The organism is Pseudomonas monsensis (assembly GCF_014268495.2).
GTDB lineage: Bacteria > Pseudomonadota > Gammaproteobacteria > Pseudomonadales > Pseudomonadaceae > Aquipseudomonas > Aquipseudomonas monsensis.
In genome coordinates, this window is the sequence record NZ_CP077087.1 from 3,478,016 (window position 1) to 3,504,731 (window position 26,716).

22 protein-coding genes are annotated in these 26,716 nt (G+C 59.9%); 13 read left to right on the forward strand and 9 right to left on the reverse strand.

Annotation, left to right across the window (positions count from 1 at the left end):
- Positions 1-213: 213 nt before the first annotated feature.
- Genes HV782_RS15330 through HV782_RS15340 form a run of 3 tightly spaced genes read left to right on the forward strand, consistent with a single transcriptional unit; the run spans position 214 to position 4,201 of the window.
- Entirely contained in the window at positions 214-1,488 is a 1,275-nt protein-coding gene (locus HV782_RS15330; protein WP_186745384.1) for a c-type cytochrome, read from the forward strand.
- Positions 1,485-1,949, forward strand: coding sequence for a (2Fe-2S)-binding protein (locus HV782_RS15335; RefSeq protein WP_186745386.1), 465 nt, complete (start codon positions 1,485-1,487; stop codon positions 1,947-1,949). Before HV782_RS15330 ends, HV782_RS15335 begins: the two co-directional genes overlap by 4 nt.
- Positions 1,946-4,201, forward strand: a complete 2,256-nt coding sequence (locus HV782_RS15340; RefSeq protein ID WP_186745389.1) for a xanthine dehydrogenase family protein molybdopterin-binding subunit — start codon at positions 1,946-1,948, stop codon at positions 4,199-4,201. The genes HV782_RS15335 and HV782_RS15340 overlap by 4 nt, the downstream gene beginning before the upstream one ends.
- A 69-nt stretch (positions 4,202-4,270) precedes the next feature.
- Here HV782_RS15340 and HV782_RS15345 read toward each other — a convergent pair whose 3' ends face one another.
- A complete protein-coding gene (locus tag HV782_RS15345) occupies positions 4,271-5,188 on the reverse strand; it encodes a LysR family transcriptional regulator (protein ID WP_186745391.1) in 918 nt (305 codons plus the stop codon).
- Between the two features lie 229 nt (positions 5,189-5,417).
- On the opposite strand from HV782_RS15345, the gene HV782_RS15350 reads away from it, so the two are divergent.
- Positions 5,418-6,515 (forward strand): carboxynorspermidine decarboxylase, encoded by a 1,098-nt coding sequence (locus HV782_RS15350; RefSeq protein ID WP_123468812.1) that lies wholly within the window; start codon positions 5,418-5,420, stop codon positions 6,513-6,515.
- Between the two features lie 29 nt (positions 6,516-6,544).
- Positions 6,545-7,789 (forward strand): saccharopine dehydrogenase family protein, encoded by a 1,245-nt coding sequence (locus tag HV782_RS15355; RefSeq protein ID WP_123468813.1) that lies wholly within the window; start codon positions 6,545-6,547, stop codon positions 7,787-7,789.
- Between the two features lie 82 nt (positions 7,790-7,871).
- Here the strand turns inward: HV782_RS15355 and HV782_RS15360 are convergent, their stop codons facing one another.
- The 7 genes from HV782_RS15360 to HV782_RS15390 form a co-directional block, all read right to left on the reverse strand.
- Entirely contained in the window at positions 7,872-8,432 is a 561-nt protein-coding gene (locus tag HV782_RS15360; protein ID WP_186745457.1) for a hypothetical protein, read from the reverse strand.
- Between the two features lie 71 nt (positions 8,433-8,503).
- Positions 8,504-9,202 (reverse strand): hypothetical protein, encoded by a 699-nt coding sequence (locus HV782_RS15365; protein WP_123468816.1) that lies wholly within the window; start codon positions 9,200-9,202, stop codon positions 8,504-8,506.
- Between the two features lie 102 nt (positions 9,203-9,304).
- Positions 9,305-10,066: a phosphate ABC transporter ATP-binding protein PstB gene (gene pstB, locus HV782_RS15370; protein ID WP_217890363.1), complete on the reverse strand. Its 762-nt coding sequence runs from the start codon at positions 10,064-10,066 to the stop codon at positions 9,305-9,307.
- A gap of 75 nt (positions 10,067-10,141) precedes the next feature.
- On the reverse strand, positions 10,142-11,035 hold the full coding sequence (pstA, locus tag HV782_RS15375) for a phosphate ABC transporter permease PstA (protein WP_186745393.1): 894 nt from the start codon (positions 11,033-11,035) through the stop codon (positions 10,142-10,144).
- Entirely contained in the window at positions 11,035-12,000 is a 966-nt protein-coding gene (gene pstC, locus HV782_RS15380; protein ID WP_123468822.1) for a phosphate ABC transporter permease subunit PstC, read from the reverse strand. The genes pstA and pstC overlap by 1 nt, the downstream gene beginning before the upstream one ends.
- Positions 12,001-12,074: 74 nt before the next feature.
- On the reverse strand, positions 12,075-13,106 hold the full coding sequence (pstS, locus tag HV782_RS15385; RefSeq protein WP_128615387.1) for a phosphate ABC transporter substrate-binding protein PstS: 1,032 nt from the start codon (positions 13,104-13,106) through the stop codon (positions 12,075-12,077).
- A 390-nt stretch (positions 13,107-13,496) separates the two neighbouring features.
- Positions 13,497-14,402 (reverse strand): helix-turn-helix domain-containing protein, encoded by a 906-nt coding sequence (locus HV782_RS15390; protein ID WP_128615388.1) that lies wholly within the window; start codon positions 14,400-14,402, stop codon positions 13,497-13,499.
- Positions 14,403-14,564: 162 nt separating this feature from the next.
- Here HV782_RS15390 and HV782_RS15395 point away from each other — a divergent pair, with 162 nt between their 5' ends.
- The 5 genes from HV782_RS15395 to HV782_RS15415 all read left to right on the forward strand — a co-directional run bounded on the left by HV782_RS15395 (position 14,565) and on the right by HV782_RS15415 (position 20,869).
- Positions 14,565-15,923 carry a glutamine synthetase family protein gene (locus tag HV782_RS15395; RefSeq protein WP_123468828.1) on the forward strand — a complete coding sequence of 453 codons (1,359 nt, stop codon included), beginning with the start codon at positions 14,565-14,567 and terminating at the stop codon, positions 15,921-15,923.
- A gap of 157 nt (positions 15,924-16,080) precedes the next feature.
- On the forward strand, positions 16,081-17,169 hold the full coding sequence (locus HV782_RS15400; protein WP_128615389.1) for a polyamine ABC transporter substrate-binding protein: 1,089 nt from the start codon (positions 16,081-16,083) through the stop codon (positions 17,167-17,169).
- Entirely contained in the window at positions 17,166-18,467 is a 1,302-nt protein-coding gene (locus HV782_RS15405) for an NAD(P)/FAD-dependent oxidoreductase (protein WP_186745395.1), read from the forward strand. Before HV782_RS15400 ends, HV782_RS15405 begins: the two co-directional genes overlap by 4 nt.
- 178 nt (positions 18,468-18,645) lie before the next feature.
- Positions 18,646-20,301: a PqiB family protein gene (locus tag HV782_RS15410; protein ID WP_128615391.1), complete on the forward strand. Its 1,656-nt coding sequence runs from the start codon at positions 18,646-18,648 to the stop codon at positions 20,299-20,301.
- A 16-nt stretch (positions 20,302-20,317) separates the two neighbouring features.
- The gene (locus HV782_RS15415; RefSeq protein ID WP_123468836.1) at positions 20,318-20,869 is read left to right on the forward strand and encodes a PqiC family protein; all 552 of its coding nucleotides are present in this window, start codon (positions 20,318-20,320) and stop codon (positions 20,867-20,869) included.
- Here the strand turns inward: HV782_RS15415 and HV782_RS15420 are convergent.
- Positions 20,827-22,140: a sensor histidine kinase gene (locus tag HV782_RS15420; protein WP_128615392.1), complete on the reverse strand. Its 1,314-nt coding sequence runs from the start codon at positions 22,138-22,140 to the stop codon at positions 20,827-20,829. The two genes, HV782_RS15415 and HV782_RS15420, sit on opposite strands and share 43 nt — an antisense overlap.
- Positions 22,141-22,596: 456 nt before the next feature.
- On the opposite strand from HV782_RS15420, the gene pmrG reads away from it, so the two are divergent.
- The 3 genes from pmrG (at position 22,597) to HV782_RS15435 (ending at position 26,671) form a co-directional block, all read left to right on the forward strand.
- The gene (gene pmrG, locus HV782_RS15425) at positions 22,597-23,139 is read left to right on the forward strand and encodes a lipopolysaccharide core heptose(II)-phosphate phosphatase PmrG (RefSeq protein ID WP_367616124.1); all 543 of its coding nucleotides are present in this window, start codon (positions 22,597-22,599) and stop codon (positions 23,137-23,139) included.
- 299 nt (positions 23,140-23,438) lie between these two features.
- A complete protein-coding gene (gene arnT / locus HV782_RS15430) occupies positions 23,439-25,160 on the forward strand; it encodes a lipid IV(A) 4-amino-4-deoxy-L-arabinosyltransferase (RefSeq protein WP_128615394.1) in 1,722 nt (573 codons plus the stop codon).
- Positions 25,157-26,671 (forward strand): ArnT family glycosyltransferase, encoded by a 1,515-nt coding sequence (locus HV782_RS15435; RefSeq protein ID WP_186745398.1) that lies wholly within the window; start codon positions 25,157-25,159, stop codon positions 26,669-26,671. The genes arnT and HV782_RS15435 overlap by 4 nt, the downstream gene beginning before the upstream one ends.
- Positions 26,672-26,716: the final 45 nt, after the last annotated feature.

Genomic DNA, 26,716 nt, shown 5'->3' on the forward strand with positions numbered 1-26,716 from the left:
CACAACGTTGTTTTTCGCCAAACGCAACGCTGAGCCGATCACGCCTGATGCTGACATTGCGCCCGTTGCGTCTGGCGCAATGTAGCGTTGCGCCTGGCTGGGGTACTCCGTCACAACCGTCCTCTCTAAGCTCAGTCGATGAAAACCGCCGTACACCAAGGGCACGTCGCGGATTGAAACCACTGTCGTTTATTCAGCTCGAGAGGTAAGGCGATGAAGCGCAAGACGATCATCGGAGCCGTTCTGGCAATCGCCGTTGCGGGGGCGGGATTTGCGTTGTGGATGATGTGGAGGCCGGAAATTGCCCCTGTCAGCCAAACCCTGAAGGCCGATCGCGAGACGCTCGACAGAGGCCGCCGAGTCGTCGAAGCGGGCGACTGTGCGGTCTGTCACACACGGCCTGGTGGCGCCTACATGGCTGGCGGTTTGCCGCTGGTCACGCCCTTCGGAACCCTCTTCACCACCAACATTACCCCGGACCCGCAATCCGGTATCGGCCAATGGTCACTGGACGCCTTCGAGCGGGCCATGCGCGAAGGCATCGCGCGTGACGGCCACTTTCTCTATCCGGCCTTCCCCTACGTGCATTACCGGAAAATGAGCGATGCCGATATCGCCGACGCCTATGCCTACCTGATGAGCGTGGACCCGATCAAATACACCGCACCGGACAATCACATGGTGTTCCCCATGAACTTCCGGCCGCTGGTGTCTTTCTGGAACTTGCTGTTCCTGCATGGCCAACCGCTGGTGCCGGTTCCCGACCGTTCAGCACAATGGAACCGCGGACGCTATCTGGTCGAGGGGCCGGGGCACTGTTCATCCTGCCATTCGCCCCTGAATCTGATTGGCGGGGAGAAAGGCAGCGAATTGTTCAACGGCGGTGTCGTCGACGGCTGGACAGCCCCGGCCTTGCGCGGCATGAGCGAGGCGCACCACCCCTGGAATGAAGCACAACTGGTCGCCTATCTCACGGGGGAAGTCGCTGAGGGGCACGGCGCCGCAGCGGGTCCGATGTTGCCGGTCAGCCTGAGCATCGCCCGTTTGCCGGCGGAAGACGCCCATGCCATCGCGCAGTACATTCTTGATCTGAAGAAGACCTCGGCGGATGCCCCGTCAGCGGCCTGCACTTCTGCTGTCAAACCGAACGCCAAGGCGCTTGCGGGCGCAGCGTTGTTCGACGGCGCCTGCGCAGGTTGCCACGGCCGCGCCGCGCCGATGCGCGTCATCGAATCGCGGCCGGCACTGGCGACCACCTCGGCGGTGCTGGCTGATTCACCACGCAATTTGATTCAGACCATCCTGCAGGGCATCCCGATGTCCAGCGCCGCTTCCAGCCACTACATGCCTGCCTTCGCCCATAGCCTGGACGACAGCCATGTGGCTGCACTTGCCGAGTACTTGCGCAACGAAAGTTGTGCCAACCGCCCCTGGACGGATCTCGACAAGACCATCAAAAGCATTCGGGCTCAGGAGCAGCAACCGTGATCACACTCGACATCAACGGCAAGACGCACCAACTGGATATCGCAGACGACATGCCCCTGCTCTATGCCTTGCGCAACCAGGTAGGGCTCAACGGTGCGAAATACGGCTGTGGCCTGGGTCAGTGCGGCGCCTGCACCGTGCTGGTCAACGACAAACCGGTCTTTTCCTGCCTGACGCCTTGCGGTGCGCTGGCGGGCAAATCGGTACGCACCGTCGAGAGCCTGGGCAGCATCGACCAGCCGGGGCCACTGCAGAAAGCCTTTATCAATGAACAAGCCGCCCAGTGTGGTTATTGCATCGCCGGAATGATCGTTCGGGCGCAGGCGCTATTGGAAAGCAACCCTCATCCAGACGATGACACGATCCGCCGCCACATGGCGCCCAACTTGTGCCGCTGCGGCACCCATGTGCGGATCTTCGCCGCGATCAAGGCGGTCGTCGCGCAGGGAGGCAAGGTATGAAACAGCGCGCACAAAACGTCAATCTGAGCCGCCGCGCCTTTGTGATAAACGGCACACTGATGATGGGGTTCGCGATACTTCCGGGCATTCCCCGCGCCTTCGCCGACACCGAGGTGGACACTTTGGGCACGGCAATCCTGGCGCCGGATCTGCCCGGCAGCCTGCGCGCCACGCCCTATCTGGACGCCTGGATCCGCATCGACGAAAAAAATGGCATCACCGTCTACACCGGCAAAGTGGAGCTGGGCACCGGTGTTAAAACGGCGCTCCTGCAGATCGCCGCCGAACGCCTGGAAGTGCCGCCGGCACTCATCCGTTTTCTCACGGCCGACACCGCGTTGACGCCCAACGAAGGCTACACCGCCGGCAGCCATACGATCGTCGACAGCGGCACTGCGCTGTTCAACGCCGCGGCTCAGGTTCGGCAGTTGTTACTCGAATCCGCAGCACGGCAATGGCAGATCAGCGTCGACAGCCTGACCACGCGGGATGCGGTGATCCACGGTGCGCAAGGTCGCAGCATGACTTACGCGCAGGCAGTGGCCGGGGTACAACTGCATCGTTTCGCTTCAGCCAGTTCCCCGCTCAAGCCCGCCGACCGCTTCACTCTGATCGGCCAGTCGTTGCCGCGCCTGGACATTCCAGCCAAGGTCAGCGGCGGTGCGGCCTATGTGCAGGACATGCGCCTGCCCGACATGTTGCACGCGCGGGTGATACGACCGCCCCGGCGCGGCAGTCAGTTGCTGGACATTGACGAAGCTGCCCTCACGAAGCTTCCCGGCGTGGTGAAACTGATCCGCAACGGCAGCTACCTCGCCGTGGTCGCCAGCGATGAGTGGCTGGCGATCAAAGCGATGCGCGAAGGCTATGCCGCCGCCCGCTGGACTGAAGGTAATCCCCTGCCCGACTCGGCGCACATTCATCAACTGCTCACCCAATTGCCTGCCCGTCGCTACCCGGTGAGTGCCAAGGGCAGCCTCGCGCAACCGGGGCCGCACACCTACAAAGCGCGGGTCACCAAGCAATACCTGATGCACGGTTCCATCGGGCCATCCTGCGCAGTGGCCTGGTTCAGGGACGGCACACTGACCGTGTGGACCCACTCTCAAGGTGTCTACCCGTTGCGTGCGGGTATCGCCGAAATGCTGGGACTGCCGGTGACACAAGTCCGCTGTATCCACGCCGAAGGTTCCGGTTGCTATGGCCACAATGGCGCCGATGACGCCGCCGCCGACGCGGCACTGATCGCCATGGCGCTGCCGGGCAAACCGATTCGGCTGCAATGGATGCGCGAGCAGGAAAACCTCTGGGAACCCTACAGCTCCGCCATGCTGGTTGAGGTGCAGGCGGAACTGGATGAGGGCAAGCAGCTGCGTGACTGGAAATACGAACTCTGGAGTACCCCGCACAACGAACGTATCGTCAATGCCGGGCGCCTGCTGCCGGCGTGGCTGTTGGCCAAGCCCTTCACGCCGGCACCTTCCGTGCCGATCGCCCAGCCCGAGGGGGACGGCGACCGTAATGCCGTTCCGTTGTATGAGATCCCCAACCTCAAGGTCGATCTGAACTTTGTGCTGAGCATGCCATTCAGGACCTCGGCCATGCGTTCGCTCGGTGCCCATATCAACGTGTTCGCGATCGAAAGTACTGTCGACGAACTGGCGGCGCGGGCCAGCGTCGACCCGGTGCAGTTTCGCCTGAACCACTTGAGCGATCCGCGCGCGCGGGCGGTGGTGGAGCGTGTGGCCGCTGAGTTCCGCTGGCCGCAAAAAGCCACAGGACCGGGCAGCGGCATCGGCTTCGCCTTTGCCCGTTACAAAAACATCATGGGCTATTGCGCGATCGCTGTGCAGTTGCACATACAGCGCCAGACCGGGCAGGTGACGATTGATCGCGTAGTCGCCGCCGTCGACGTGGGGCAAATTGTCAGCCCGGACGGACTGCTCAACCAGATCCAGGGCGGCATCGTGCAATCCGCCAGCTGGACGCTCTATGAACGAATCCTCTATGACGCCAGCGGCCTGCACAGCTTCGACTGGAGCGGCTACCCGATCATGCGTTTTCCGGATTTGCCGCAACAGGTCGAGGTGCACATGCTTGATCAGCCGGGGCAACCCTTTCTTGGGGCGGCGGAAATCGTCCAGGGTCCCATGGCCGCAGCACTGGGCAACGCCATCAGTGATGCAACCGGCAAGCGCTTGCTGGACCTGCCACTGGCGCGGCGTGGCTGGCAGGATGCACTGGGATCATGACCGATGGGCCATCCGAATGGAAAACGGGCGGTGAAGGATCACTTGCACCGCCCGGCGACCACGAGACGATCAGCGCACGACCAGGCCTTCAGGCCCGAGCAACTCGCTGACGAAATCAATAAATGCATTAACGCGTTTGGAACCACGGTGATTGGGAAGGTACAGGGCGGAAATCGCTGAACTGGCATCGTTCGGATTGATCACAAATGACTCGAACAATGACGTCAGATCACCACGACCGATATCGTCGTCGACCAGCCAGTCAGGTAACAGCGCCACTCCGCCGCCTGCCAGCGCCACCTCGCGCAACACCTCGGCATTATTGCTTTTGAAGTGGCCCTCAATCAGTACCCGCGTCGCCTCACCGTCCTTCAAGAACGTCCAGACCTGTTGCTTTGGGCCATAACTGAAGCGCAGGCACTCGTGCTGCACGAGGTCCATGGGATGCTTCGGATAACCCCGCGTATTCAGATACTCCGCGCTGGCCACCACCCGGCGTCGAAAATGACCGAGGGGACGACTGACAACACCGTCCATGGCGGCTGCCGATCCCAACCGGATCGCCAGATCGACGCGTTCCCCCAGCAATTCAACGATGTCATCAGAGAGCGTCATGTCCAGCACGAGTTGCGGGTAACGCTTCAACAGCGAAGCGATATGAGGCGCAATCAGACGGCGGCCCAGCGCGACGGGCACGGAAATACGCAGATGCCCTGCCGGCAGCTCCCCGCGATCAGTGACCGACGCATCCGCCTCGGCGACAGCGTTGAGCACCTCCCGCGCTTTCAAGTAGTAGGCGGCGCCGGCATCGGATAACGAGATTTGCCGCGTGGACCGATTCAGCAGGACCGCACCCAGTTCCGCCTCGAGTGCATCGATCATCCGCGTCACCGACGATGTCGCCAGCCCCAGTTGTCGAGCGGCAGACGAAAAGCCCTTTGAATCCACCGCCTGGACGAACATCTTCAATGCGAGCAACTTGTCCATGACACTCCCTGCTTCAGCCGTGATTCATGTTGAACATTGCGCCCATGCACGCCCGACGAGATACCACGACCAGACGACCAAAGCGACCCGTGGCATTGCACTTCCCGGCGCGTGCCGAGCAAAATCGGGCGGATTAAATCAGTGCACCATGCGCTCTGCTCTTTCGATATGTGGTCAGTCCGGGCACAATGCGCATCCTTTTTTGGCTGGCCTTGCCGGAGGCCTCGAAATGATCAAAACGCCGTACTACCTCATCGACAAACAGAAACTGCTGACCAACATGCAGAAGATTGCGTACGTGCGCGAACAGTCCGGGGCCAAAGCCCTGCTCGCGCTCAAGTGCTTCGCAACCTGGTCGGTGTTCGACCTGATGCAGCAATACATGGACGGCACCACGTCGTCGTCGCTGTACGAACTCAAGCTCGGCCGCCAGAAGTTTGAAGGCGAAACCCATGCTTACAGCGTGGCATGGGCCGACGATGAGATCGAGGAGATGCTCGCCAACTGCGACAAGATCATCTTCAATTCCATCAGCCAGCTGCAACGCTTCGCCGAGCGCTCCGAAGGCAAAGTCCGCGGCCTGCGGGTCAACCCTCAAGTCAGCAGCTCCGATTATCTGCTGGCCGACCCGGCGCGTCCGTTCAGCCGTCTCGGCGAGTGGGACCCGCAGAAGATCGAAGGCGTCATCGACCAGATCTCCGGTTTCATGTTTCACAACAACTGCGAGAACGGCGACTTTGGCCTGTTCGACCAAATGCTCTGCACCATCGAAGAACGCTTCGGTGAGCTGCTGCACAAAGTCAGCTGGGTCAGCCTGGGCGGCGGCATTCACTTCACCGGTGAAGGCTATGCGCTGGACGCGTTCTGCGCACGTCTCAAGGCGTTCTCGCAAAAGTACGGCGTGCAGGTCTACCTGGAACCTGGCGAAGCGGCGATCACTAACAGTGCCTCGCTCGAAGTCACCGTGCTCGACACCCTCTACAACGGCAAGCACCTGGCGGTGGTGGACAGCTCTATTGAAGCCCACTTGCTCGACCTGTTGATCTATCGCCTCAACGCCAAGCTGGCACCGAGCGAGGGTGAACATACCTACATGGTGTGCGGCAAATCGTGCCTGGCCGGAGACATCTTCGGCGAGTACCAATTTGACCGTCCGCTGGCCATTGGCGATCGACTGTCATTTATTGATACCGCCGGCTACACCATGGTCAAAAAGAACTGGTTCAACGGCCTGAAAATGCCATCCATCGTTGTGAAACAACTCGATGGTACCGTCGAAGTGGTTCGCCAATTCGGTTACGAAGACTACCTGTCCAGCCTTTCTTGAAACGGACAGATAAAGGAGAGAAAAAGCAATTGAAAAAGAACGTTCTTATCATTGGTGCAGGAGGTGTCGCTAAGGTGGTGGCCCACAAGTGCGCGCAGCATAACGATGAACTCGGTCGTATCGCTATCGCGTCGCGCAACATCTCCAAATGCCAGGCCATCATCGACAGCGTCAAGGCCAAGGGTAGCCTCAAACAACCCGCCGACATCAAAGCTTTCTCGCTCAATGCCCTGGATGTCGAGGCGACCAAGGCGCTGATCCGCGAAACCGGATCCCAGATCGTCATCAACGTCGGCTCCGCGTTCCTCAACATGTCGGTGCTGCGTGCCTGCATCGATACCGGCGTCGCTTATCTCGACACTGCCATTCATGAAGAGCCGGGCAAAATCTGCGAAACCCCGCCTTGGTATGGCAACTATGAGTGGAACCACCTCGCAGAGTGCCAAGAGAAGAACATCACCGCCATTCTCGGTGTGGGCTTCGACCCGGGTGTGGTCAATGCCTATGCAGCACTGGCGCAACAACAGTATTTCGACCGCATTGATTCGATCGACATTCTCGACGTCAATGCCGGTTCCCATGGCAAATATTTCGCCACCAATTTCGATCCGGAAATCAATTTCCGTGAATTCACCGGGCAGGTGTGGAGCTGGCAGAACAGCCAGTGGACCAGCAACACCATGTTCGAAGTCAAACGTACCGACGACCTGCCGGTCGTAGGGTCGCAGAACCTGTACCTGACCGGTCACGACGAAGTGCACTCGCTGTCGAAGAATCTCAACGTGCCCAACGTGCGTTTCTGGATGAGCTTCGGCGAGCACTACATCAACGTGTTCACGGTCCTCAAGAACCTCGGCCTGCTGTCCGAACAACCGGTCAAGACCGCCGAAGGCCTGGAAGTCGTGCCGCTGAAAGTGGTCAAGGCCGTGCTGCCTGACCCGAGTTCGCTGGCGCCCGGCTACACCGGCAAGACCTGCATCGGTGATCTGGTCAAAGGCACCAAGGATGGTCAGTCGCGCGAAGTGTTCATCTACAACGTGGCCGACCACGAGGAAGCCTTTGCCGAAACCGACAGCCAGGGCATTTCCTACACCGCTGGCGTACCGCCGGTTGCCGCCGCCCTGCTGGTCGCTCGCGGCGAGTGGGATGTGCAGCGCATGGTCAACGTCGAGGAACTGCCGGCTGAGCCGTTCCTCAACGCGCTGGATGTCATGGGCCTGCCGACCCGTATCAAGGATGAGCACGGAGATCGTCCCTGGAATGGCGTAGCCTGAGGCTCGCAACGTCCAGCGACGCTTTAAGGTCCGCTACAAAAAACGCCGCTCATTGAGCGGCGTTTTTGCAGGCACTGAAAAATCAGGACACGGCCTCTGAACATTGCCGCACGGGGCTCTTGCGCCTGACCTGTTGTTGCCGGGTGAGCAGTGCCTGCACATCAGCGACGGCCTCCAGCACTCGCTGTGCCCAGTGCTCATCCTCCGGGTGCACGACAACCACGCGAAAACCGTGAGCATGGCCTTCCGTGCGCACGCCCTCGGAGTCATCGACGTGCAAGTCGATATCGAAGGCCGGGGGAAATTTCGACGGACCGTTTGACAGCCCCTTGGTCGTCAACGCCTGGTTATGCAGCACACTGTTGACGACCCCGTCGACGCGGATGCCATACAGCAACAGCCAACGCCTGATATAGGCCGGTGTCCGCCCGGACGACGTATAAACCCAGATACTGCAGCCCTGGCGGCGCAACTCGCGGGTCAATGAGCGCGTGCCGGTTCGCAGCGGTTCGCCCAGCCAACGGTGCACACAGGCCGGCAACCAGCTGTGCTCGACTGCGCAGTGATGGAGCTGGCAGGCCAGCGTGTCGTCGATATCGAACGAAACCCGGATGCGCGGGCGGCTGAACAGGTGCATCGGCATCGCGCCGGCGATGGCCTGCCAGACCCGGCTGGCGGAAGCCCGGTACCTGGCGGAGAGTGGCTGACCGTTCATCACTGCCCACCCTGAAAGACGGGCAAGGCCTTGTTCTTGAGTAGAAAGTTCATCGACTCAGGCGCCTGACCTTCGAGGAAGGCTGCATACTTTTTCTTGATTTTCGGCAATTCATACAACGCCTTGATCCCATGCTTGGCGGAGTTGCGGATGACCGAGGACGGATTGAAGTAACCCTCGGCGTTTTCCAGCGTCAGCACGAACGGGGGTAACCCCGCCCGCATGAGCAAATAGCTGACGATGAGCGAACCACTACGGTTATTGCCCTCGATAAACAATTGCGGCTTGCTGAGGATGCGCACATAGACACCGGCCGCACGCTTCCAGACGGATTCACTGCGATAGGCGCAGTACCAATTGAACAAGTCCTTGATGCCGCCCTCAACGTTGTTGAAGAAGTGCGCTTCGGTAGCCGCCAGATGTTGGGCGTACTCCAGTCGGCGTACCGGGTCCCGGCCACAAAGGACGGTGGCATTGATCTCCAGCATCAGGTTCAGTTGCTGAAGGTCGAACAGGTCGACACCGCGAGCCACATAGTCGTCAATCAGCGCATAGCCTTCAAGCACATTGTGTAGCACTTCGTCGGTGAAGGGATCGCGCGGCTCGGTAAAGTGCCTGCTGAGCTCGGCAAAACGGCCCTGCACCTCTCGCAGTACCCGTTCAATCGCTGGCAAATCAAGACGAGGCGTTGCAGACATTGGCAATCCTGAGAAACGCTGAACAAAAAGGTCAAACGACCGAACCACCGCGCGGACACTCTGCCCGCCGGCGGATGCGGTCTGTGCAGGGAGATCGTTGGTCTAGCTGAACTTGCCGCTGATGTAGTCCTCGGTCATTTTCTCCCGCGGGCTATCGAAAATTTGCGTGGTCGGGCCCATCTCGACCAGATAGCCGGTGCGCGTCCCCTGGGAAATATCCACCGAGAAAAAGGCCGTGGTGTCGGCGACGCGGATGGCCTGCTGCATGTTGTGGGTCACCAGGGCGATGGTGTAGTCCTTCTTCAACTCGATCATCAATTCCTCGACCCGTCGGGTCGCGATCGGGTCAAGCGCCGAGCACGGTTCGTCGAGCAACAACACTTCCGGTTCGGTGGCGATGGCGCGGGCGATGCACAGCCGTTGCTGCTGGCCGCCGGACAGCGACAGGCCGCTGACCTTGAGCTTGTCCTTGACCTCATCCCACAGCGCGGCGCCCTGCAAGGCGTGTTTCACGCGGTCGCCCAGATCGCCCTTGTAGCGATTGAGGCGCAGGCCGAATGCAACATTGTCGAAAATGCTCATCGAGAACGGGTTCGGCTGTTGAAACACCATGCCGATATAACGACGCACGACCACTGGATCGACGCCCTTTCCATAAACGTCTTGCCCGAGGAAATGCACGTGCCCTTCAAAGCGAAAACCTTTGACCAGATCGTTCATCCGATTGAGGCTGCGCAGCACGGTGCTTTTGCCGCAACCCGACGGCCCGATGAAACCGGTGATCTTGTTTTTTTCGATCGGGACATGGCTGTCACGCACGGCCAGGAAGTTACCGTAGAAAATCTTGTCCAGCTTGCAGTCCATGACCACTGGCGCCTGAGTGACAAACGGAGCCGCGATTTGCAGATTTGATGCGTTCAAGATTCAGGTGCTCCGTTCTCAGTACTTGGGCTTGCCGAAAATACGGCTGACGATATTGACGACCAGTACGATCATCACCAGCACCAGCGAAGCCGCCCATGCCAGTTCGAGCTGGTTGTCGAAGGGCATGCCGGAGAAGTTGTAAATCAGCACGGCGAGCGAGGCCGTCGGATTCATGACCGCCAGGTTGCCGTCGTGGTAGATCCAGTAGTTGCTGAACAGCGCCGTGAACAACAAGGGCGCGGTTTCGCCCGCCGCGCGGGCCACGGCCAGCATGACCCCGGTGAGGATCGCCGGCATGCCGGTGGGCAAGACGATTTTCCAGATGACCTGCGAGCGGGTGCAGCCCATGCCGTAGGCGGCATCCTTCATGATTTTCGGCACCATGCGCATCGACTCTTCAGCCGTCAGCACGACGATGGGCAACATCAGCACCGCCAGTGCCACGCCCCCGGCAGGTGCCGAGTAGGTGCCGGTGGTCATCACGACCAGCGCGTAGGCGAACACCCCGGCCAGAATGGAGGGCAGCCCCGTGAGCATCTTGGCGGCAAAGCGCGCGGCGTTTGCCAGCTTGCTGTCAGGGCCCAGTTCAGCCAGAAAGATGGCCGCCATGATACCGACCGGCACCGCGATCGCTGCGGCGATACCGACCATAAGGAACGTGCCCGCCATCGCGTTGCCGAAGCCACCACCGGTTTCGAAACCAGTTGGCGGCAACTCGGTGAACACTTCCAGGTTCAGGCGTGCGCCTCCACGTGTGATCAGCATGTAGAGCACGGAAATCAACGGCACGCTGGCTAACAGAGCGCCAGCCCAGACCAGTGTGGTCAACACCAGGCTGCGCAGCGCGCGACCTTCGAACTTGCGCTGCAGGCTTGGAAATGCAGCGGCTGAGGGCGTGATGTCCGTCATTATTTAGTACCCCGTTGGGCATAGACCATGATCATGGAACCGATGATGTTCACCAGCAGCGTGATAAACATCAGGACCAGAGCGGCGTACATCAATACTTCGATCTCGTTCGGCCCTGCCTCGGGGAAGTTCAATGCCAGCAAGGCGGCCAGGGTATTGGCCGGGGCAAAGAGCGAAAGCGAGATGTTGTTCGCGTTGCCCACCAGCATGGCCAGCGCCATGGTTTCACCGAGCGCGCGGCCCAGCCCCAACACCAGGGAACCGAAGATACCGGTAGCGGCCGACGGCACCATGACCTTGAGAATCGCTTCCCAGTGGGTGGTTCCCATGCCATAGGCGGCCTGCTTGGTTTTCATCGGGACGCCGGTGAGGGCGTCCTGCGAGACGGCAGCAATGGTCGGCAGAATCATGATCGCCAGCACCAGCGCCGCCGGCAGCAGCCCAGGCCCGCTCAACGATGTGCCAAAAAAGGGTATCCAGCTGAGTTCGCTGTTCAGCGACTCCGCCAGCGGCCGAATCGCCGGAATCACCACGTAGATCCCCCACAGGCCATACACCACACTCGGGATGGCAGCGAGTAATTCAACAATGGTGCGAAACACCGCGGCGAGTTGCGCGGGAAGGAAATCCTGGGTCAGAAAAATCGCCATGCTGACGCCGAAAAAACCGGCGATCAGCAGCGCGATGAAAGCGCTGTAGAGCGTGCCCCAAATCGCCGGCAGAATGCCGTACTTGCCTTGATTGACATCCCAGACGGACCCCAACAACACATCCAGACCGTGCTTCTCCATGCCGGGAATGGCCTTGCGCCCTACTTCAAAGATAAGCGCAAAGACCAACGCCAGAATCAGCACCACGCCTATTTGCGCAAGCGCACGGAAGATGCGGTCGACCAGAAAGTCCTTGGCGGACGGTGGTTGGCACGCGGAAGCCGGATTGACCGGTACGACAAAAGGTGGGTTCATTGGCTGATTCCGCAATGGGGGAAAACTCTCCCGGCCAGGCGCAAAGCCCACGCCGAGAGAGACCTCACGAGCGCTTACTGGATGTTGGCAGACGCTTTACGAACCTGATCGACGACCGATTGCGGCAAAGGGATATAACCCATCGAGTCGGCGATCTTCTGCCCTTCGGTCAAGCTGTACTCGACCATCTCGCGCATGGCTTTGGCCTTGGCCGGATTGCCGTTGTCCTTGCGGAAGATCATCCAGGTGTAGGACGTGATCGGGTAGGATTTGGCGCCGTCAGGATCAGGCAGCCAGGCCACCAGGCTTTCGGGCATTTTCACCGCAGCCAGTGCCTCGGCACCGCTTTCCGCGTTCGGTACGACGTACTGACCGGCCTTGTTCTGCAACTGCGCAAAATCAACCTTGGCGAGTTTGGCGAAGCCGTATTCGATGTAGCCAATGGCCCCCGGGGTCTGGCGCACGGTCGCGGTCACACCGTCATTCTTCGGCGATTTGATGAATTTGTCGCTGGCCGGCCAGTTGACCGTGTTGCCCTCACCCAGCGCCTGCTTGAACTCGGGATTGATCGCCGCCAAGTGTTTGGTGAACACCGCAGTCGTACCGCTGGAGTCAGCGCGCACCACAACCGTGATCGGCGTATCGGCCAGTTTCAGGCCCGGGTTCGCTGCGGCGATCTGCGGATCGTTCCAGCGCGTGATCTTGCCCAAAAAGATATTGGAGTAGACGTCACGTGGCAGTTTCAGACCCTTGGGATTGCCCGGCAGGTTATACGCCAGCACGATTTCACCCGCGGTCATCGGCAGCAACTGCACGCCTTCGGCCACCTTGGCAATGTCTTCATCTTTCATAGCCGAGTCGCTGGCGGCGAAATCAACGGTCTTGTTCAAGAAGTCCTGTACGCCGGCGCCACTGCCCTTGGATTGGTAATCCACAGTGACACCTTCGGACTTCTTGCTGAAATCCTTGAACCAGGTGAGGTAGATCGGAGCCGGAAAACTGGCGCCGGAGCCTGTCAGACGGACGTTTTCCGCCGCGAAGGACATCGAGGTAGCCAACAGAGATGCAGTCACAACGAACGCAGCAGACTTGATCAAACGTTTCATCAAGGAAACTCCTTATAGGGGCCCCTTAACACTGCAGCAATTTCGTTAAGTTTTTATGAATGTTGGATTGCAGGATCTCGAGTGGGGCTTTGCTCGCAGCGCTGGTCTGCTGGCGGACAGTGGGCGTTTACCGAGGCTCGATCTCGATAGCCTCAATGCTTGAAGCCGACACACCATTGCATCGGCCAGCAGAACGCTGGATGCCCCGCCGCTACGGCTCAAATGATCCAATCAACATCACAAACATCTGATAACTCATTGATATAAAAGGAATTGAACAACACTTAAAGTGATTTCTTAAGTATCACCCCATGGGTATGGGACCCAGCGCACGGCGCGGTCCTGCAAACCCTGTTCCCACCCCAACTTCCGGCGAAATGACAAGGCTGTTTATCGGTGGGCACGCTTGAGGGTTTCGCTGGGAAGTTCGTTGAACAGAGCGCGATAGCTGCTGGAAAAGCGCCCCAAATGCCAGAACGACCACTGCATCGCCACCTCGGCCACCGTGGTTTCCGTTGGCCGGCGCTTGAGCAGTTCGCGGCGAGCACTGTTCAGCCGGCGCAGGCGCAGCCAATGGCTCGGCGTCATCCCGGTGTAAGCCTTGAATGCTTGCTGCAACTGGCGCAGTGAAACGCCCGCAACGTTTGCCAGCTCCAGTAGATTCACCGTCTCTTCCGGTGAATCGGCGGCCCAGTCGCCAACGCGTTTCATGATGGTTCGCTCTTCGGTACGCCGCTGCAATCCTCCGCGATCCAGGCACACCTGAGCGTTGTCGAGAATAAACAGGCAATCCTCGAGCAACTGCTGAGTCAGCGACTCTTTGCTAGGCGAATCAATAACTTGTGTCAACTTCGTGAGAATCGAGCTTAACCAGCGACTGAACAAAGCGTTCTGCCCACAGTTGAGCGGCGCCATGAACAAACCTTCGAGTTTCGTCACGTCCAGGCCGTGCTGGCGGACGAATTCCGGGCCGAACACCACCGCGATTTCCTGGTAGTTCTCCGGGGTGATCCAGATGTTGCGGCTCTCTTCATTGAGCAGATACAGCGCGTTGTCGCTGCGATCGAAACAGAACGCCAGGGCCCCCGACGGCGCACTGAAATTCTGCTCGACGCGGGTGTTCATCTGTTCTTCGTAGACCTCCACACCTTGCAGATCCAGGTAGCGGATCTGCCCGGCGAAATGGCCTGGCGACATCTGTTGGTAATGCTGAACCCAGCCCGGTGTGGCACGGATTTGTTCGGCTACATCGGCGGTGTTGAACGCTTGAACCTGGAGCGGATTGCACGTTGTCATGAGGTGACCTTGCGCACTCTTTTGGTGCGCTTTGGTGCTGCTTAAAGTGGATAGATGGAACTGCAAGGCTCGCCCAAGATAGTCGTCAACGCGCCACAGGGGAAGGGGCGGAAGATGAAACCCGCCCTCCCCGGCGTCTATAAAACCAATAACGAGGTCTTTATGAATGCCCCTTTCGATCAGCTGTTCACGTGGCTGAAAGATCACAAGATTACCGAAGTCGAATGTGTGGTCAGCGACCTGACCGGCATTGCCCGCGGCAAGATCGCACCGACCAACAAGTTCCTGCATGAGCGAGGCATGCGCCTGCCGGAAAGTGTGCTGCTGCAAACGGTAACCGGGGATTTTGTCGACGACGACATCTACTACGACCTGCTCGATCCGGCCGATATCGACATGGTCTGCAAGCCCGTCGCCGATGCGGTCTACGTGATTCCATGGGCGATTGAGCCGACCGCAATCGTCATCCATGACACCTTCGACAAGTTCGGCAACCCGATCGAACTGTCGCCGCGCAACGTCTTGAAGAAAGTTCTGCAGCTCTACACCGACAAAGGCTGGAAGCCGATTGTTGCCCCGGAAATGGAGTTCTACCTGACCCAGCGTTGCGAAGACCCGGACTTGCCGCTCAAGGCGCCGCTGGGGCGCTCGGGCCGTGCGGAAAGTGGCCGGCAGTCGTTCTCGATCGACGCCGCCAACGAATTCGACCCGTTGTTCGAAGACGTCTACGACTGGTGCGAACTGCAAGGCCTGGACCTCGACACGCTGATCCACGAAGACGGCCCGGCGCAGATGGAAATCAACTTCCGTCATGGCGACGCCCTGGACCTGGCCGACCAGATCACCGTGTTCAAACGCACCATGCGTGAGGCCGCGCTCAAGCACAACGTCGCCGCCACATTCATGGCCAAGCCGATCGGCGACGAGCCGGGCAGCGCCATGCACATTCACCAGAGCGTGGTGGACATCGCCACCGGCAAACCGGTGTTCGCCAACGCCGACGGGCAGATGAGCGAGCTGTTCTTGCACTACATCGGTGGTCTGCAGAAGTACATCCCGAAAGTGCTGCCGATGTTCGCGCCAAACGTCAATTCGTTCCGCCGCTTCCTGCCGGACACCTCGGCGCCGGTCAACGTTGAATGGGGTGAAGAAAACCGTACCGTCGGCCTGCGTGTGCCGACCTCCAGCCCTGAAGCGATGCGCGTGGAAAACCGCTTGCCGGGCGCTGATGCCAACCCGTATCTGGCGATTGCCGCGAGCCTGCTCTGCGGTTACATCGGCATGGTCGAAGGCATCGAGCCGAGCGCTGCGGTACAAGGGCGCGCTTACGAACGCCGCAACCTGCGCCTGCCAATCACCATCGAAGACGCGCTGACGCAAATGGAAGAGTGCGAAACCGTTGCGCAATACCTGGGCGACAAATTCGTGCGCGGCTACGTCGCGGTGAAGCGCGCCGAGCATGAAAACTTCAAGCGCGTGATCAGCTCGTGGGAGCGTGAGTTCCTGATGCTGAGCGTTTAAACCAGATCTGCACAAATCCTTGTGGGAGCTGGCTGCCCGCGATGGCGGCGGCACATTCAAAAATGAGGTCGAGGCTGCCGTTCTCATCGCGGACACACCCGCTCCCACAGGAAGAGTGAAACGCCTGAAAAATCCAATAATTCAAAGAGGTGTCGATATGCGTCTGTTGAAATCCATGGTCCCCGCTGCACTGGCGTTGTTGTGCAGCGCCGCCGCACTGGCCCAGCCCCAGGTCAGCGTCTACAACTGGACCGATTACATCGGTGAAACCACCCTCGCCGACTTCCAGGCCAAGACTGGCATCAAGGTGATCTACGACGTTTTCGACTCCAACGAAACCCTGGAAGGCAAGCTCCTCGCCGGCCGTACCGGCTACGACGTGGTGGTGCCGTCCAATCACTTCCTCGCGCGTCAGGTGAAGGCCGGCGCCTTCCTCAAACTGGATCGCTCGCAGTTGCCGAACTGGAAGAACCTCGACCCGAAACTGCTGGCACTGCTGGAAAAAAACGATCCGGGTAACGCGCACTCGGTGCCGTACCTGTGGGGCACCAACGGCATCGGCTACAACGTCGACAAGGTCAAGGAGGTGCTGGGCATCGACCACATTGATTCCTGGGCCGTGCTGTTCGAGCCGGAAAACCTGAAGAAACTGACCCAGTGTGGCGTGTCGATGATGGATTCCGCCGATGAAGTGTTCCCGGCGATCCTTAACTACATGGGCCTGGACCCGCGCAGCGAAAACCCGGAAGACTATAAAAAGGCCGAAGCCAAACTGCTGAGCATTCGCCCGTACATCACCTATTTCCACTCCTCCAAATACGTGTCCGACCTGGCCAACGGCGATATCTGTGTGGCGTTCGGTTATTCCGGCGACGTGTTCCAGGCCGCCAACCGCGCCAAGGAAGCCAGGAACGGCGTGAATATCGCCTACGCGATCCCGAAAGAAGGTGCCAACCTCTGGTTCGACTTGCTGGCCATTCCCTCCGACGCGAGCAATGCCAAAGAGGCCCACGCCTTCATTAATTACCTGCTCGATCCACAAGTGATCGCCAAGGTCAGCGCCTCGGTCGGTTACGCCAACCCGAACCCGGCCGCCAAGCAGTACATGGATCAGGAGCTGGTCAATAACCCTGAGGTTTATCCGTCGCAAGCGGTGCTCGACAAGCTCTACATCTCCTCTACCCCGCCCCAGGCCATCATGCGTTTGATGACCCGCTCCTGGAGCAAAGTGAAGTCGAACAAATGAATCAGTACACCGAAGAACACGCGCGCTCCTATTACGCTGCATCGGCTCGGGCGAGCACGCCTTACCTCAGGCTGGACGGCGATGTGAGTGCCGATGTCTGCGTGATCGGCGGCGGCTTCACCGGGGTCAACACCGCCATTGAACTGGCTCAGCGCGGGCTGTCGGTGGTGTTGATCGAAGCCCGGCGGATCGGTTGGGGGGCCAGCGGGCGCAATGGCGGCCAGTTGATCCGCGGCATCGGCCATGCAGTGGACGGCTTCGCAAAATATGTCGGTCAGGAGGGCGTGCGCTATTTGCACCGTGCCGGGATCGACTCGGTGGAGCTGGTGCGCCAGCGCATCGCCGATAACGTTATCGAATGCGACCTGCGTTGGGGCTTCTGCGAGCTGGCCAACACGCCCGCGCAGTTCGCAGCCTTCCAGCAAGAGCAAGTCGATCTGGCCGAACTTGGCTATGCCCACGAAACCCGCCTGGTTGGCCCCGAGCAGATCCGTCAGCAGGTGGTCAATGCCGATGGGTATGCCGGTGGTCTGGTCGACATGGGCTCGGGTCACTTGCATCCGCTGGATCTGGTCCAGGGCGAGGCCCGCCTGGCGGCTTCACTCGGCGTGCGCATCTTCGAGCAGAGCCCGGTGCTGGAAATCATCCACGGCCAAACCGTGCAAGTGCGCTGCGCGGGCGGCAGCGTGCGCGCCGGCAGTCTGGTGCTCGGTTGCAACGCGCACCTGGACGACCTCGAACAGCAACTCAGCGGTAAAGTGCTGCCCGCCGGCAGCTACATCATCGCCACTGAACCGCTGTCCGAAGCACGTGCGCGGCAACTGATTCCGCATAACCTCGCGCTGTGCGACCAGAAAGTCGGTCTTGATTACTATCGGCTCTCGGCTGATCGGCGCTTGCTGTTCGGCGGCGCCTGTCATTATTCCGGACGCGATCCGGCGGACATCGCCGCGTATATGCGACCGAAAATGCTCAAGGTCTTCCCGCAACTGGCGGACTTGCGCATCGACTACCAGTGGGGCGGCAAGATCGGCATCACCGCCAACCGCTTCCCGCAGGTCGGCCGGCTCAAACAGCATCCAAACGTGTTCTATGCCCAAGGTTATTCCGGGCATGGCCTGAACGTGACGCACTGGTGCGCGAAGCTGCTCGGCGAAGCCATTCATGCCGGGCACAGCCAGGGCATGGACGTGTTCAGCGGCGTGCCACATATGACGTTCCCCGGCGGCCCGGCCCTGCGTTCGCCGCTGCTGGCACTGGGTATGTTCTGGTATCGCCTGCGGGAAATCCTCGGCTGACGCAATATCGTCCTGGTGGCGAGGGAGCTCGCTCCCTCGCCACAAGTCACTGCCCCCTCACGCTGTTCCGCAGCTCGCGAGCTATACACATTTGCTCTATCGCCAAGCACTTCTATATTGATGAAGTGCTTTTGCGTTCCTGACGCTCAGTGTGCCCAATAAACCAAGGAGGACCTGGATGAAGTCGTCAGCCGTCGATGAGCCGCGAGCACCGGGCCAGGCCCCGATCAAAACCCGCCGCTTCAGCATCTCGCTGGTGTGGATCGTCCCGATCGTAGCAGTGTTGGTGGGCATTTCGTTGGTGGTGCACAACCTGATGCAGGAAGGCCCGACGATCATCGTCAACTTCAAGACCGGCAGCGGCCTGACGGCCAACAAGACCGAGGTCAAATACCGCAACGTGGTCATCGGTCAGGTGACGGACGTCGAGTTGAGTGGCGACCAGAAAAGCGTCGACGCCACCATCAAATTGGCCAAACAGGCGCAAACTTTCACTCGCGAAGATTCACAGTTCTGGGTGGTGCGCCCACGCATTGGCGCCGGCGGTGTTTCAGGCATCGACACCCTGCTTTCCGGTGACTACATCGGTGCCGACATCGGCCAGTCCAATAGCCATTCAAAGCACTTCAAAGGTCTGGAGAATCCGCCGCCGATCACCTATGGCGAACCCGGCAAGCGCTTCATGCTGCATGCACCGGACCTCGGTTCGCTGGACATCGGCTCTCCGGTTTACTACCGCAAGATTCCGGTCGGCCAAGTGGTCACCTACGCCCTCAACCCCGAAGGCAAAGGGGTCGATATCGAAGTGTTCATTCACTCGCCGAACGACGCGTTCGTCACCGAAAACACGCGCTTCTGGAATGCCAGCGGCATCGACATCAATGTCGGTGCCAACGGCTTCGCCGTGAAGACCGAATCGCTGTCGACCCTGCTGGTGGGCGGTATTGCCTTCCGTGCCCCGGATTACAGCCCCAACGATGTGGCCGCCACCGATGACAGGGATTTCGAACTGTTCGCCGACCAGCAGACCGCCCTCGCCCCGCCGAACGGCAAGGCGCAATACATGGTGTTGCGTTTCGACCAGTCGTTGCGCGGACTCAAGGTCGATGCGCCGGTTGAGTTCCTCGGTATGGAAATCGGCCGAGTCGTGGGCATCAACCTGGATTTCGATGCGAAAAAACGCACGTTCCCCCTCAACGTCGGCATCGTCATTTATCCGCAGCGTCTCGGTCAGGCCTATAAAAAGATGCTCAGCGAATTCAAGCACGACCCCAACGACGAAGCCGCCGGCATCCGTCTGCTGGGCACCTTCGTCGATAATGGCCTGCGCGCCCAGGCCCGCAGTGGCAACCTGCTGACCGGCCAGTTGTACATCGCGCTGGACTTCTTCCCGAAAGCGGAGAAAGTCGCGTTCGATCCGAGCGCTCGCCCGGTCGTTTTGCCGACCGTTCCCGGCAGTCTCGAACAACTGCAGGAAAAGCTCGAAGCGATGGTCGACAAGCTCAACAAACTGCCGGTTGAACGCATTGCCGGTAACCTCGACAGCAATCTGGTCGAGCTGCGCAAAAGCCTGACGCAGTTCAACGCAAAAACCCTGCCGGGCGTGCAGAACACCCTGGCCGACGTGAGCAAAACCTTGCAGTCCGCCAGTTCGACTTTGGCCGAAGATTCGCCACAGCGTGAAAAACTCACCGAAACCCTCGATGAACTCGGGCGCATGTCGCGCTCGCTGCGGGAGCTGTCGGACTATCTCGGCCGGCATCCGGAATCGTTGATCCGTGGTCGTCCCGACAACGCCGCACCGCTGGATCTGAAAGGGCCACCGCGCAATTGAGCACAGGAGTCAGACCATGGCTGCACCGTTGAAGATCACCGTGCTCGCCGCGTGCCTGCTACTCGGCGCGTGTCGCAGCGACCCCATCAGTTTTCACACCCTGACCCCGGTGCAATTGCCCAACACCCGGGCCGGCGCGCAGATCCCCATCGAGGGAATCACGGTGCCGCCGCAGGTCGACCGGCCGCAAATCGTCATCCGCCAGGGCAACAGCGGCCTGGCGATTCTGGAAACCCAATGGTGGGGCGCGAGTCTGGCGGATGAGTTGCGCAGCGCGCTCAGCGATCAACTGAGCAATACCGGCAGTCACGGTAATGTCTCGGTGCGCATCGACGTGCAGCGGTTCGATTCAATCCCTGGCCAGTACGGGCTGATCGACGTCAAATGGCGCCTGCGCCCCAGCGGTGCGGCGGACAACAGCCTGCTGACGTGTCGCTCCACGTTGCAAACGCCGTCAGGTCCGGGGATTGACGATCTGGTGGTCGCGCAGCAGAACAATGTCAGACGCCTGGCGGCCTTGATCAGTCAGGCGGCGGGCAACTCCCGCGCCTGCCCGCCAGTCTCTTGAATCGCCGGCGATAGCGTGACTGTGAAGCGGCAGCCATTAGGCTCGCGGGTCACCAGTTGCACCTGCCACTGTTGATGGCTGCAGATTCGCTGCACCAGGGACAGCCCCAACCCAAGGCCTTCACCGCGCTGCTCATCACCGCGCACGAACGGTTGAAACATGGCATGGCGTTTCTCTTCGGGGATACCGATGCCACTGTCTTCGACGACGAAGCTGTCATTGAGCAGGGTCAATCGCACAAAACCCTGATCGGTGTAATGCCAGGCATTGCGCAACAGATTGCCCATCACCGACTGCAGGAGCGTCAGGTCATAGCGCCCGTTACCGGCCAGCTTCGGCTCATAGACAAACTCCAGGCCTTTTTCACCGATCAATCGTCCCCAGACTTCCACCTGGGCATCGGCGATTTCCTTGAGCGTGCACGTGGCGGCAGTTCCGAGTTCTTCGGGTTTGCGCGCGAGCATCAAAAAGGTCTCGACCAGTTGTCGCATTTCACTGCTGGCCCGGGCTATGCGCCTGACTTGCTCGGTGGAACGTGGTTCAAGCGACGGATTGGCCAACAACAGCTCGCAGGAGCTGGCCAGCACCATCAACGGCGTGCGCAGTTCATGGCTCACGTCACTGGTGAAGAGCTTTTCCCGATTCAGGGTGGCTCTCAACCGGCCCAGAGTCTGATCGAAGGACAGTGCCAGCGCCCCGACCTCGTCATCGGCGTAGTCGGGCTGCAGTGCCGGGGCCATCGAGATCAACTGATCGCGATGACGAACCTGACGCGCCAGGCGAATCACCGGCGCCATGACCTGGCGCGCCAACAGCCTGCCGAGGGCGACGGCCAGCATGACGCTGAGGATGAAACCGACGATCACCACGACGAACAACAGGTGCTCACGTTGCTCGAAGCTTTCCTGATTGCGCAGCAGCACGTATTTGCGACCGCCGACAGCGTCGACCATGGCGTAGAAGTCATCACCGTTGAAGCTGATTTCCTGGAATCCCAGGGGCAGACTGGCCAGGGGTTCCGTCAGCGCCATGGGACCGGGGCCGTCCTCGAAAAAAAACAATTCGCTCTTTTCCGGCTCATGCCGCCATTGGTTGATGTCGTCCATCGCCAGCAACCGGCGTAAACCGCCGCTCAGGGCCGTCATGGTCAGCTTGTGTTCAACCACATGTACGGTGGCGACAATGCCCATGGCGAACACACCGGCAACCAGAGCGCTCATCAAGGCGAACACGATCACAATCCGGTTGGCGAGGCTTTGCTTGAGGTCCATCCGCTTCAATGACTCCAGTACTGATATCAGAACAACACGCCAGCTTGCGCACGATGCCGTTGCTCAAAGGGCGCAGCTTCGCCTCCAGCGTCGCTGTTGTTAAGTAGCACCGATAAACAAAATGAGTATTTGAGTTTATTTATCAAATAGTCGTTTTAGTTAAAACTCCGTGGCCCTCGCAAATTTTTCACATGTTCTTCACTGCTCTGCCACGACTGTGGACGTAGTGTTCAGCAGCCATTCAAGTAAATCTCCGTAAAGTAACTTCCTCCTGGGGCTTACGTTGCACTTTACGTGTGAACTGAATGGAACTCGGGAATGACAAGAGGCAACGTCGTGGTTGAATTAGTACAAATACAATCGGCATCCAAACGATGGGATCTGTCTCGCCCGCGCACCTGGGCGGTGATCGCTGTCGGCTTGCTGCTGAGTGCACTGATTTGCGGCTTCGCCTGGATGCAACGCTCGCCCGCCAACCTGCGTTATGCCAGCGCCTCGGCCACTCAGGAATGGGTGAAAGCCTGGCAGGCCGGCGAGGTGGTCGCGCTGGTGCGCCATACCGAACGTTGCGACCGTTCGACCAATACGTGCCTGGGGCCGGCAGACGGTATCACCCAGATCGGCAGCACTGCTGCAACCGGCATCGGCCGGGCCTTCACGCAACTGGGGCTGCAGAACACCCAGGTCTTCAGCAGCCCGCTGACGCGCACCCTGCAGACCGCCCATTACATGTTCGGCCACGACGCCGTAGCCCAGGAATGGCTGGAAGTGTGCGGCCCGACCTTGCGCAATGACGTCGTGGCGCACAAGACGCCCGGGCAAAACATGATCCTGGTGACCCACAGCGGTTGCATCAGCGACTTTGAAAAACAGACCGGCTACCCCCGTGCCGTCGCTGCGGAATATGGCAGCGCAGTGCTGGTGCAAATTGATCCCAAGGGTCAACTCAACGTCATTGGCATCATGAACCCGGACGGCTGGCCACAATTGAACAAATAATCAGCGGGCTTTTTTTGCGTAACTTTCCGGTATTTCGCAAGCAAGGCTCTATTTGGAGCCTTGGCATTTGCTCATTTGTAATAAGAAATGTTTTTTAGTTTCGAAAACTGGAAATATTTCATTTTCGAGCTTGTCTTCGCAAGGAGAACTTAAAGCTGGAAGCAAACCCGTTCTCTGAATACAGGACACGCCACCGGGCGTGCTCGCCTCTGCATTCATTCAACCCAGTGCCGCGCCTGCAACGGACATCGCCAGGCCGTCACTGAAACGCACACTTTGTACTGCACCAAGGTCCAGTCATGACGTCTATTAACAAGCCGCTGCACCATGCAGCGTTGAATTTGCCGCGCCTCCACCAGAGCACCCTGATCGAGCGTTTTGCGATCCCCGGGCTGGTGCTGGCCTTCGTGGTGTTTTATCTGCTGCCATTGATGACCCACGGCTTGTGGATTCCCGATGAAACCCGTTATGGCCAGATCAGCCAGGAAATGCTGCAGAGCGGCAACTGGGTGGCGCCGCACTTCATGGGCATTCGCTACTTTGAAAAACCGATTGCCGGCTACTGGATGATCGCCATCGGCCAGGCCATCTTCGGTGAAAACCTGTTCGGCGTGCGCATCGCCTCGGCGCTCAGCACCGGCGTGAGCGTGTGGCTGGCCTATCTGCTGGCCCGACGCCTGTGGAACAACCCGCGCCTCAGCGCCGCCTGCGCCCTCCTTTATATGAGCTTTGGCCTGATCGCAGGGCAAGCCGGTTATGCCAACCTCGATCCGCAGTTCACTTTGTGGGTCAACCTCAGTCTGGTGGCGATCTGGTTTGCCATCGACAGCAACACCCCGCGCGCGCGGATTGGCGGCTGGGCATTGTTGGGATTGGCTTGTGGCATGGGCTTGATGACCAAAGGTTTCCTCGCCCTGATGCTGCCGGTGCTGATCGCCCTGCCCTACATGATCTGGCAACGGCGTTTCGGCGAGTTGGTGCGTTATGGCCTGGTCGCTGTTGTGGTGGCCGCTCTGGTCAGCGTCCCCTGGGCACTGGCCGTGCACGCCCGTGAACCGGACTTCTGGCGTTTCTTCTTCTGGCACGAACACATCCGCCGCTTTGCCGCCGGTGAAGACGCCCAGCATGCACGCCCATGGTGGTTCTACCTGCCGCTGCTGTTTGCCTCCACCTTGCCGTGGGCACTGCTGTTGCCGTCGACACTGCTGCGCGCCTGGCGCGAAAAGCGCGACCCGAAAATCGGCTTCCTGGCCTTGTGGTTCGTGCTGCCGCTGGCATTTTTCAGCGCCAGCAGCGGCAAACTGCCGACCTACATCATGCCGTGTCTGCTGCCATTGGCCTTGTTGATGGGCCACACACTGATGGGCTGGCTCGATCGCCAGGACGCTCGCGTCTTGCGCACCAACGGCGCGGTCAACGTGGTGCTGGCTGTTGCTGCACTGATTGCGCTGATCTATTTGCAAGCAACCCGCGAAGTATACGAACACACCGAAATGTTCAGCCTGTCGCTGGCTTACATCGTGCTGCTCGGCTGGCTGATTGCCGGCTCGCTGCAAACCTTGCGGCCACTGGCGCTGTGGGCCATGCCGGCGCTGGGCATCGGCCTGCTCGTCGCGCTGTTGCCGGCCGCCATGCCGGCGACCGTCGTCAACAGCAAGATGCCGGATCAGTTCATTGCCGAACACCAGCAGGAACTGAGCGCAACCACCTCGTTGCTGAGTAACGATCTGGGTGCTGCGTCGGCCTTGTCGTGGCGCCTGGGACGCCCGCAGGTGGATCTGTTCAACACCGTTGGCGAGCTCAAGTACGGCCTCGATGATCCGGCCATGGCCTCGCGCAAGGTCAGTCTGGACGGTGTTGCGCAGTGGATGGCCGACGCCCGCAAAAAAGGCTCGGTCGGCGTGGTGATGCGGGTCAACAGCACTTCGGACGCTCAGCAACTCGAACTGCTGCCCATCGACGGTAAGCATTACCGTCGTGGCCAACTGGAAATCCTTATTTTTAACCAGAGCCAGCCATGATCCAGACCAAGTCTGAACGGGGGCCGTTGCTGCTCCTGCTGGCGGCGACTGCCTTGCTGTTGCTGCTCGGCCTGGGCAGTCGCGAACTCTGGGGCGCTGAAACCCGCTGGGCCAACATCGCCCTGCAGATGCTGCAAAGTGGCGACTATTTCGACCCGTACCTCAAGGGCAGTCCGTATTACGACAAGCCGCTGCTGTCGTACTGGCTGATCACCGCCACCTCATGGTTCACCGGCGGCCTGGGGCACTGGTCGTTGCGCTTGTCTTCGGTCATTTCCGCGTGGTTCAGCGTGTGGCTGGTGTACCTGCTCGGTGAACAGCTGTTTCGCAAAGGCACCGGGCTGATCGCTGGCTGGATGCTGGCGACCACCTTCTACTTCGTGTTCTGGGCGCGGGTCGCCACCGCCGACATTCTCACGGTGTGCGGTGTGCTCGCCGCGGTCTGGTGGTACTGGCGCGGGCCGGATGACAGCCGATTCTGGCGCTACGTGGTGTTCTTCGGCTTGCTGTCGCTGACCTCGCTGTTCAAGGGCTTGATCGGCTTCATTCTGCCGGGCCTGGTGCTGCTGCCGCACCTGCTCAGTGAGCATCGCTGGAAACGCCACCTCAATCTGCGGTTGCTCGCGGCGCTGGTGATCGCCGGGGCGTTTTACATGACGCCGTTCGTGCTGTCGCACTTCTACGGCGCGCCCACCTACGAGCAAAGCGGTCTGGGGCTGGTGTTGCGCGAGAACGTCGTGCGGTTTTTCCAGCCGTTCGACCAGTTCGGGCCGATTTACACCTACCTGATCTACCTGCCGGTCTACACCCTGCCCTGGGCTCCGTGCTGGCTGATCGCACTGTGGGTCGCCGCGCGAAACTGGAAGCACATCGAACCGGATACCCGCTGGCTGATCCAGGGGCTTGCGTTGTTGATGCTGTTTTTCACCGCCAGCGGCAGTCGTCGCAGTTATTACGTCTTGCCGCTGGTGCCGTTCGCGCAACTGCTTGGCGCCTGGTGGGTCACCCGGCGCCTGGCCGAACGCAACAGTGAAGGCCGTGGGCTGAAAATCGGCTTTGCTGTTGCCACGGCGCTGCTGGTCGCAATACTGGGTGTGCTCTACCCGTGGACCAACAGCGGCGGTGGCGTCATCCGTTTCGGCGAGCAGGTTCGCCAGCAGGCCAGCGAACAGGCACCGCTGAATCAGTGGCGCATGGTTATGGTCGAGGTGGACAACAAAGTCCCGATGTACCTGCAAACCGGCGGCGCGCCGTTCTATTACGTGGCAGAAACCCAGGACTTTCCGCGCAGTGGCGATACCGCAGCATTAATGACCTGGCTTGAACGTACCAGTGGCGAACACTGGGATCCGCAACGCACGATTGTCGTTGCGCAGTACCGCAACGGTGATGCAATGCCGCTCGACTACCTGAAAACGGACCACCAGGTCATCATCACCACCCCCACCCGTGGCGAGCAGGTATTCCACGGACGCGAAGACCAGAGCGTGGCCTACATTCCCCGTTCCTGATTGATGCCGTAGACAGCGACAAGGGGCGGGTCGCGACAATTTGAA

Excerpts from the sequence above, each read along its gene's own strand:
- HV782_RS15395 (WP_123468828.1), top strand. The coding sequence starts at position 14,565 with ATGAATGCCCCTTTCGATCAGCTGTTCACGTGGCTGAAAGATCACAAG.
- HV782_RS15400 (WP_128615389.1), top strand. The coding sequence starts at position 16,081 with ATGCGTCTGTTGAAATCCATGGTCCCCGCTGCACTGGCGTTGTTGTGC.
- HV782_RS15365 (WP_123468816.1), bottom strand. The coding sequence starts at position 9,202 with ATGTCTGCAACGCCTCGTCTTGATTTGCCAGCGATTGAACGGGTACTG.
- HV782_RS15345 (WP_186745391.1), bottom strand. The coding sequence starts at position 5,188 with ATGGACAAGTTGCTCGCATTGAAGATGTTCGTCCAGGCGGTGGATTCA.
- HV782_RS15350 (WP_123468812.1), top strand. The coding sequence starts at position 5,418 with ATGATCAAAACGCCGTACTACCTCATCGACAAACAGAAACTGCTGACC.
- HV782_RS15435 (WP_186745398.1), top strand. The coding sequence starts at position 25,157 with ATGATCCAGACCAAGTCTGAACGGGGGCCGTTGCTGCTCCTGCTGGCG.
- pstA (WP_186745393.1), bottom strand. The coding sequence starts at position 11,035 with ATGACGGACATCACGCCCTCAGCCGCTGCATTTCCAAGCCTGCAGCGC.
- HV782_RS15360 (WP_186745457.1), bottom strand. The coding sequence starts at position 8,432 with ATGCCGATGCACCTGTTCAGCCGCCCGCGCATCCGGGTTTCGTTCGAT.
- pstB (WP_217890363.1), bottom strand. The coding sequence starts at position 10,066 with ATGGACTGCAAGCTGGACAAGATTTTCTACGGTAACTTCCTGGCCGTG.
- HV782_RS15340 (WP_186745389.1), top strand. The coding sequence starts at position 1,946 with ATGAAACAGCGCGCACAAAACGTCAATCTGAGCCGCCGCGCCTTTGTG.
- arnT (WP_128615394.1), top strand. The coding sequence starts at position 23,439 with ATGACGTCTATTAACAAGCCGCTGCACCATGCAGCGTTGAATTTGCCG.
- HV782_RS15410 (WP_128615391.1), top strand. The coding sequence starts at position 18,646 with ATGAAGTCGTCAGCCGTCGATGAGCCGCGAGCACCGGGCCAGGCCCCG.
- HV782_RS15415 (WP_123468836.1), top strand. The coding sequence starts at position 20,318 with ATGGCTGCACCGTTGAAGATCACCGTGCTCGCCGCGTGCCTGCTACTC.
- pmrG (WP_367616124.1), top strand. The coding sequence starts at position 22,597 with ATGCAACGCTCGCCCGCCAACCTGCGTTATGCCAGCGCCTCGGCCACT.
- HV782_RS15390 (WP_128615388.1), bottom strand. The coding sequence starts at position 14,402 with ATGACAACGTGCAATCCGCTCCAGGTTCAAGCGTTCAACACCGCCGAT.
- HV782_RS15330 (WP_186745384.1), top strand. The coding sequence starts at position 214 with ATGAAGCGCAAGACGATCATCGGAGCCGTTCTGGCAATCGCCGTTGCG.
- HV782_RS15420 (WP_128615392.1), bottom strand. The coding sequence starts at position 22,140 with ATGGACCTCAAGCAAAGCCTCGCCAACCGGATTGTGATCGTGTTCGCC.
- pstC (WP_123468822.1), bottom strand. The coding sequence starts at position 12,000 with ATGAACCCACCTTTTGTCGTACCGGTCAATCCGGCTTCCGCGTGCCAA.
- pstS (WP_128615387.1), bottom strand. The coding sequence starts at position 13,106 with ATGAAACGTTTGATCAAGTCTGCTGCGTTCGTTGTGACTGCATCTCTG.
- HV782_RS15405 (WP_186745395.1), top strand. The coding sequence starts at position 17,166 with ATGAATCAGTACACCGAAGAACACGCGCGCTCCTATTACGCTGCATCG.